The organism is Parashewanella curva (assembly GCF_003675895.1).
GTDB classification, from domain to species: domain Bacteria; phylum Pseudomonadota; class Gammaproteobacteria; order Enterobacterales; family Shewanellaceae; genus Parashewanella; species Parashewanella curva.
Genome location: NZ_ML014897.1, coordinates 1 through 4125 on the forward strand (window position 1 = coordinate 1; position 4125 = coordinate 4125).

5 protein-coding genes are annotated in these 4125 nt (G+C 37.7%); all 5 read right to left on the reverse strand.

Features of this window, described 5'->3' with window-relative positions; genetic code table 11:
- Window positions 1-104 precede the first annotated feature (104 nt).
- Window positions 105-647: a hypothetical protein gene (locus D5018_RS20790; RefSeq protein ID WP_121840888.1), complete on the reverse strand. Its 543-nt coding sequence runs from the start codon at window positions 645-647 to the stop codon at window positions 105-107.
- A complete protein-coding gene (locus D5018_RS20795) occupies window positions 644-1564 on the reverse strand; it encodes a tyrosine-type recombinase/integrase (protein ID WP_121840889.1) in 921 nt (306 codons plus the stop codon). Before D5018_RS20795 ends, D5018_RS20790 begins: the two co-directional genes overlap by 4 nt.
- 142 nt (window positions 1565-1706) lie before the next feature.
- Window positions 1707-1871, reverse strand: a complete 165-nt coding sequence (locus D5018_RS20800) for an RNase H1/viroplasmin domain-containing protein (protein WP_121840890.1) — start codon at window positions 1869-1871, stop codon at window positions 1707-1709.
- 42 nt (window positions 1872-1913) lie between these two features.
- Window positions 1914-3080 (reverse strand): hypothetical protein, encoded by a 1167-nt coding sequence (locus D5018_RS20805; protein ID WP_121840891.1) that lies wholly within the window; start codon window positions 3078-3080, stop codon window positions 1914-1916.
- Between the two features lie 65 nt (window positions 3081-3145).
- Window positions 3146-3709, reverse strand: a complete 564-nt coding sequence (locus D5018_RS20810; RefSeq protein WP_121840892.1) for a hypothetical protein — start codon at window positions 3707-3709, stop codon at window positions 3146-3148.
- Window positions 3710-4125: the final 416 nt, after the last annotated feature.

Below are 4125 nucleotides of genomic sequence, written 5' to 3' on the forward strand. Positions count from 1 at the left end.
TGATCGGTAATTCCTGAAGTGGCTAAAAATCGTTCACGACAAAACAAGAATACTTGATCACAGTTAGGCAAGAAATAGTGATCACGATGGGCAGGAATTCTTGATCACGTTAGGCGGGAATATGCAAATGGTAAATAAAGGGCATTTACCTGTGAACATATCGGATGCTCTAGCGTTCCATACTCTAATATTCCACAGTCGATAAGTGGCTGGATCTTTGAGGATAAAAAGTTACGCTCAAAGCCAATTCGAGTCTCAATGGCTTCATTGAGAACTTCCTCTCCACTGAGGCAGAGTTGATGGATAAGGTCTTTCAATCCGTGATTGGTATTGAATACTAAAATAACCTCAAAAGCGGATGCCAACTCTTCTTCTAGTCCGAATTGTTTACATAAAAAGGCGGCATTATTTTGTATAACCCTGGTGCTCCTTGGCTCAATATCCGTTAAAGGCAGCAATGAAGCAAAGGTTTCTATATCACACTCAGCACTGGTTTTGATGTGTGATCCTGCAATTCGACAAAGAGTCTGCCTATCCAGTTTTTCATCTATGGGTAATGTATTGCAATCCAATAGCCAGCTAGAAAACACCGAAGCTAAATAATGACAACCGTTCTCTTTTCGATAGAAGTTGGTCTTTTGCTTCATAGCGTTTTGCCTCTAGCAGTTCCAACACCCTGATAGCTCAACTGCTCAGCTGCCTTTTTCATCACAGCTTGATCACGTTTATCGTAGATGGTGGTTGTCGCAACATTAGCGTGACCAGCCATTTGGCGTACGGTGTTTATATCGATGCCTTGCTCAAGAAGCCGTGTAACATAAGTTCGCCTTAAATCATGAGGGGAGGCATTTTGAATACCTATTTTCTTCAAGGTATTTTCAAGGCGGTACAACGTATGATGGCTCATAGCTCTTTGAAGAGTGGTTTTCCCTTGTTTGGCGCACCAGCACATCAAGTAACCAGCCTTTTTACCCCTGTGCTTTAACCATTGCTCTAAGTGCAAAGTGACCCACTTCGGAAGAAAAATAACCCTATACTTATTCCCCTTTCCTATAACCGATAGCGAATGGTCATTAGGGTTGTAATCAGCCAGCTTTAAATCGGCTAACTCACTCCGCCTTAACCCTGTACCTAGAAACAAGGCGAAAATGGCTCTGTTTCTGGCTGCCAAGGCACCGTTCTCAAAATCTAATAGAATAAAGAGCTGGTTTACTTGCTTACTGGTTAATGGCGTACCTTGGTGATCAGCAAACTTCATTTGCTTAACTGATTGAAGATCGGAAGCTTGCTTAACCTCTGCCTGACCTAATAAGGCAGCCGTTTTAACGATATTTTTAATGGCCGTGACCGCCCGATTGATAGAACGAGGCGACCAACAAGCGTGCGTTAGACAACTACGAATGACTAAGATCTGCTCATAATCGACTTCAGATAGCTTATCTTCGTAGCTAGAATCGTCCCAGTTCATCAATTTAGCGATACTTCGCATTTGAGAGTGTATAGATCGCTGACTATTCTCAGACAATCGACTTAAATAAAGCGCATAAGGGCTCGCTGTAGTCATAAATAACTCCAGTAGATGTGTTTGAATTTGAGATAGATAATTAAGAAATGAGTAGTGATACTGCTATATCCACAATATCACTACTTTTAGATGACCTCAGCCAGTGTTTTTGACACGGTTATTAGATGTTCTTGGGCTAGAATCAAGAACTTTGAAAGCTATCAAAAGCAACGCAAGCTTCATCTTTAGAGGAAAAGAGTTGATATTTCGCACAACGAAAACCATCAACAAGTTTCCTTACATTATCCCATTCATCAAAAAACACCCCTGTTTTTCTTCCGATAAAAACCACATAAAACCTCGGCATTTTTTATTCCCTCCAAGACCAGTCTTCGACTAAAATTTGGTGTTATTTTTTGAATTTTCGTGTTTTTTTTGACTTTTTAGGTAATGACATCTTAAATTCATTTTTAAGCTCTTCGTAAACACCTTCTAATTTTTCACCTATTGGCTTCGTCAGTACTTCAAACTTTTCCAGAGACCGTTGCCATTCGGAAAAAATTTTACCTTGTCTAAACCAGTGAACTTGAAACACTTTCATCTTTTCTTGTATTTCACTTTTTTCTTTTTGAGACCTTTTTTGCAGTATAGGAATAAGCCCTTTTCCAGTAATTGCATCAATAAAATCAGGACTAAAATACTCACTTTCAACCATCGAAGGTATATCGTATCCACTAATTTGCCCGAACATATCTGTAATAGCTGCTACATTAGAAAACTGTATTAAATCTGACTTTTTAAATTTATACCTACATTCAACTCTCATCACCTGATCAGTAGGCTCAGTTTCACCCGAGGACTGGGCCTTGGCATTTAGGTCATAAATAAGTACATGACTTGATGCCTTATGCTCCCCTAAATAAATAGACTCTATTTTTCCATCTTTTCCGAAATATATTTTACCTTTTTGTGACCTTAGCTTATCAAACACTAAATAATCTGGCCTCATCCCCAAAATATCACACGCTATATGTATTGAAGATACTCTAGCTTTCGACATATAGCTTTCGTATTGCTTACCAAGTAAAAATGACAATATGACTCTGATTGATAGAAGTTGCTCATTGGTGTATGGAAAGCCTTTAAACTCAACTCTTAAATATGCTCGATTACCATTAGGTTTGATACTGATATGGAGATATGGAACTCCGCTATTGCCATGAATTTTAGCTCCTGAGTCAAAATTGATAGGAAACATTATTGCGGCAGTATAGTTAGAATCAGACTTTATCAGTTGCTTAAGAGAATAATTATCCTCTTGGTTTTTATATATATTGAGTAGGCAATTGGCTAACCTACCAAACCGCTGATCTATAAGCTTTTTCGTATCTGTTTTTATATCAAAAAGAAGAGTAAGTTGATCTGTATCAACACTGAATTCTTCTAAGTACTTAGGGGCATTACCCAGCTCTTCATTTGCACTTTGCTTTTCACAAGTATCTATTACTGATTTATCACCATTCAATTTCTCAGTGTATTCTAGATTGATTGACTCTAACTTTAATTGAGTACTCATAATATATCCTTATTAATTAACTAGTTAAATAGATTGAATCCACACTTTAAATACTGCTATTAGAATCAAGAAGTACTTATCATTGATTGCAGTTTTGCGATGACTAGGGGCATTTCCTCTTTAGGAAGAGCCTCAAAATGCTTAACAATTTGGCCTTTTGAGTATTTAATCGAGTCTCGTGTACGAGACTCATTAGTTTGTTGAACAGCTTTAACCATAGATTTAGGCCAGAGCTGTTCTGAAATTTCCCTAATAAGAGTTACGGTAGGTTCCTTCATACCTGACATTTTGAAATGCTCCCATACATCAAGAATTTTATTCTCATTCTTAAGGCTAGCGAGTTCTTCCATAGCACTAATCGAGTACCTCCCTACTGCATTCCTACCTTCTAACCAATATTCTAACTTTGCAGCATTAACCATTTTGTACGCCTGTGAATCACTGATCTCTTTAATATTTTGCTTAACAAAGTCAGAGAACTTTTTGTATTCACAATCTCGATACCAGTTTGCAATATAAATATCAGCGCACTGTAAGCGCACTACTCCTGTTGCTTCGCCTATTTTTTGCAATCTGGTGCTTGATAAACTCTCAGCACGTTCAGATTTGATTTCTTGATACTTTTTCATGCACCCTCGCTTCAGCAATTAAAAAAACGAGTACATTTTCTTTTGATAATCATAGTGTTGCAATGACAAGTGGTTATCCATTTAGACAACAACTATTTCTATGCTTCATGTGTTATCTAAATGGAGAACAAAGGTGTTTCTTGAGGAAGGAGTTTGTGTTATCTATATGTTGACCAATAGTGTTGCACTGGTAATGGAATATTAAGTAGCATGACTGACAAGACAAATAAGCCCAAACCGAAAAAGAATATAACCAAGATTAAACGAAAAAAAGCAAATCACTCAGATCCCAGCAAATCTCGGTCAATCAAGTTTGATTACCTCTTTACGACAGCAATATAACTCAATCTGCTAAAAGCTCAGTATTTTATACCCTCAGCTTTTCTTAGAGGCAGCAGCAAGCCTACGTAATTAAA

Coding starts and splice junctions, on each gene's coding strand:
- D5018_RS20805 (WP_121840891.1), bottom strand. CDS start 3,080: ATGAGTACTCAATTAAAGTTAGAGTCAATCAATCTAGAATACACTGAG.
- D5018_RS20810 (WP_121840892.1), bottom strand. CDS start 3,709: ATGAAAAAGTATCAAGAAATCAAATCTGAACGTGCTGAGAGTTTATCA.
- D5018_RS20800 (WP_121840890.1), bottom strand. CDS start 1,871: ATGCCGAGGTTTTATGTGGTTTTTATCGGAAGAAAAACAGGGGTGTTT.
- D5018_RS20790 (WP_121840888.1), bottom strand. CDS start 647: ATGAAGCAAAAGACCAACTTCTATCGAAAAGAGAACGGTTGTCATTAT.
- D5018_RS20795 (WP_121840889.1), bottom strand. CDS start 1,564: ATGACTACAGCGAGCCCTTATGCGCTTTATTTAAGTCGATTGTCTGAG.